This window comes from Kitasatospora sp. NPDC059747, from assembly GCF_042732955.1.
Taxonomy (GTDB): Bacteria; Actinomycetota; Actinomycetes; order Streptomycetales; family Streptomycetaceae; genus Kitasatospora.
The window spans coordinates 1,319-4,337 of record NZ_JBHWGV010000207.1 but is presented as its reverse complement, the minus strand read 5'-3'; the positions used below and the strand labels follow the sequence as shown (position 1 = coordinate 4,337).

Annotated in this window: 2 protein-coding genes; both read left to right on the top strand. The window is 71.1% G+C overall.

Going from position 1 to position 3,019, the window contains the following annotated elements; all coding sequences use genetic code 11:
* The first annotated feature begins 477 nt into the window (after positions 1 to 477).
* A complete protein-coding gene (locus tag ACFV4G_RS42110) occupies positions 478 to 1,365 on the top strand; it encodes a class I SAM-dependent methyltransferase (RefSeq protein ID WP_380448689.1) in 888 nt (295 codons plus the stop codon).
* 1,184 nt (positions 1,366 to 2,549) lie between these two features.
* Positions 2,550 to 3,019, top strand: a 470-nt coding sequence (locus tag ACFV4G_RS42105; protein WP_380448686.1) for an NAD(P)-binding protein, incomplete at its 3' end; no start/stop codon positions are given.

Sequence of the window (3,019 nt, the reverse complement as noted above, 5' to 3'; positions counted from 1 at the left end):
GCAACCGGCACTGAACGGCCAGGCGCCACCCGGCTCCAGGCCTCACCGCACCACCGGACGGGAACCGGCACCAGCCACCACCGGGCCCGACCCGGAACCGGCCCGCCCGCACCAGGAACCGAACAACCCAGCGTCACACGTACCGAAGCGCCACAGATCGTCGGCGCCGGACCGCCGGGCACCACCGCCCCACCGCCGGACGGGGCACCGCCCCACCGCCGCAAGGCTCACGCCTCACGGCCCCCGCACCACCACGGCCACCGCGGCCACCGCGGCCCCCGGCCCCCCACGGCCGCACACCGCACGCCTCACGCCTCACGCCCGGCACAACACCCGGGCCACCGGCACCCGCCACGGACGGACCGTCACCGCACGCCGGCCCCCGCGCCCGCACCACCGGGCCCCGACGACCGCCACCCGGCGGCCCCGGCCCGCAACCACACCACGACCCACCCCCGACAGAACAGGACACCCCCGATGACCACCATCGACGCCCGCTCCATCAACCCCGACGTCGAAGCCATCCGCCACCACTACGAAGTCGGCAACGACCTCTACCGCCTCATCCTGGGCCCCACCATGATGTACTCCGGCGGCTACTGGGAAGACGGCGAAGACCTCGTCGCCACCCTCGACGAAGCCCAGGAACGCAAGCTCGACGTCTTCACCGACCTCGCCCACGCCGCCCACACCGCCAAAGTCCTCGACATCGGCTGCGGCTGGGGCACCATGCTCAACCGCCTCACCACCGTCCACGGCGTCACCCGCGCCGTCGGCGTCACCCTCTCCCGCACCCAGGCCGACTTCATCACCGCCCTCGACAACCCCGCCATCGAAGCCCGCGTCGAATCCTGGGAAGACCACCAGCACGACGGCCAGCCCTACGACGCCGCGTTCTGCATCAACGCCCTCGAACACTTCGTCCTGTCCTCCCTCACCCCCAAAGAACGCACCCAGCGCTACCGCGTCTTCTTCAAGCAGGTCCACTCCCTCCTCAAGCCCGGCGCCCGCTTCGTCCTCCACACCATGACCGTCGAAAACCCGCCCCTGCGCCGCCAGCTCCTCGACGACCTCAAATTCCTCCAGCGCGAAGAATTCGAAGGCTGCCACATCCCCCGCCTGCCCGAACTCGCCACCGGCCTCGACGGACTCTTCGAAGTCACCGAAATCCGCAACGAACCCGAATCCTTCGCCCGCGCCTGCCGCGCCTGGCTCCACCACCTCGCCACCCACCGCACCGAAGCCCTCACCCACGCCGACGAAACCACCATCGCCCGCTTCGAACGCTACCTCGACATCTTCGCCTACACCCTCGAAGACCACATCTTCAACAACTTCCGCGTCACCCTCACCCGCCGCCCCTAACCCCCCAACCAAAACCCCAACCACCGGCCCCGGCGCCCCCGGCCCCACCCCCGGCCCCAGCCCCCAGGGCGACCACACCAGGACCCAGACACCACGTCGCCAGGCTCCCGCGGCACCGCGATGCCGGGCCGCCATGGTGCCGCGGTACCCCGGTGCCGGGCCGCCATGGTGCCGCGGTACCCGGCCGCCGGGCCGCCGCGGTACCGGGCCGCCAGGCCGCCGTGATGCCGGACTGCCGGACTGCCGGACTGCCTCCGGAACATCCCAAGAGCTGTTCACCGTCGCCTAGTTGCGGCGGAACCGCACCAGCCGGACCGCGGCAGCCCGCACGGACACAACGCAACCGAGCCCGCCCACAACCGCCACACGACGGGCCGCACGACCCCACCGACAACACCGGCAACCACCCCACCAGAACCACCCCGGGAAACAGCACAGGAACAACCCGCCGAGGCCGGCCCCGAGAACAGCTCCACACGCCCAAGGAACAGATCAGGACCGGCCCAAGCAACGACCCACGGAACCGCCCCACACCGGCCCGAGGAACCGCTCACGGACAACCCGAGGAACGACACCGGGAACACCCCGGGCCGGCACGCAAACCCCCGCACAAAAACCCCGGCACGAAGCCCGCACAAACACAACTGAACCAAGCCGGCACGGACACAACGGAACCAAGCCAGCGCGGACACAGCGGAACCAAGCCGGCCCAAAACGGCCACACGGCACCGCAGAAGGCCACCAGGGCACCGGCACCAGGAACAACACCGGCAACCGCCCCACGAAACGGCCCCGGAACAACACACGAGCCACCCGGGCAGCCGCCCCCGCCCCCGCCCCCCGAAGGCAACTCCCGCACCACACAACGCAACACCACCCGGAACCCGCCGCGACCCCGGCCCGCCACCAGGACCCACCACGGGGAAACAACACACCGAACACCCCGGCCCACCACGGGAAACGGCCACCACAACACCCGGCACAACACACCACCACGCCCCCCGGGAGGGGGACGGGCCGCACCCCGGGAAACCCCGCCCCGCCCCCCACACCAGAGCACCACCGCCCGGCACCCGCCTCAACAAGCCCCAGCCACCACCCCCGCGGCCCGCACACCCACCCCGGCCCCCGGGCCCGCAACAACCCCGGAAACACAAAGGAAAAGAAAGGAACACACCACCACCATGACCACCACCACCCCCCGCCCCACCACCACCGGCGACGACGACAGCCCGCCCCCCACCCCCACCCCCGCCCAGGCCACCACCGACCCCACCACCACCCAGGCCACGGCCCCCGACCCCGCCACCGACGCCGGCCCCGTCCTACGCCACCTCAAAGTCGCCATCATCGGCACCGGCTTCTCCGGCCTCGGCACCGCCATCCGCCTCCTGCAGACCGGCACCGACGACTTCCTCGTCTTCGAACGCGCCGACGACCTCGGCGGCACCTGGCGCGACAACACCTACCCCGGCTGCGCCTGCGACGTCCAAGCCCACCTCTACTCCTTCTCCTTCGCCCGCAACCCCCACTGGAAATCCACCTTCGCCACCCAGAGCGAAGTCCACGACTACCTCCGCGACTGCGCCCACAAACACGGCGTCCTGCCCTACCTGCGCTACAACCACGAACTCCTCACCGCCCACTGGAACGA